This is a genomic window from Arthrobacter sp. Soil_C_49, from assembly GCF_057656635.1.
Genome location: NZ_JBDGJZ010000047.1, coordinates 1 through 259 on the forward strand (window position 1 = coordinate 1; position 259 = coordinate 259).

1 pseudogene is annotated in these 259 nt (G+C 64.1%); it reads left to right on the forward strand.

The features are described 5' to 3' along the window. Nucleotides 1-38: 38 nt before the first annotated feature. Nucleotides 39-259 (forward strand): annotated as a pseudogene (locus AC3A4Z_RS22640) (hypothetical protein); the annotation flags it as partial.

The following is a 259-nucleotide window of genomic DNA, read 5'->3' on the forward strand; positions in this document are numbered from 1 at the left end:
CGCTCAGTCATAGCCACAATGATTCTCCAATCACCCCGCTGGCTACATCCCTCCTACACAAACAATCTGACACCCCCCCCGTCAAAGCCCGGGACGCCGACGAGGCCATCGAGATCCAGCACGCACTGACCCCGCCCGAAGCGCCTGTCCACGAACGCACGTACGCGGAGATGTCCGCGGTCGAGGAAATCGCCGGCGTCCTGACCATCAGCTCCCCCGCCGCCGGAGCACTCATCACCCAATCCCGGCAACTCGCCTC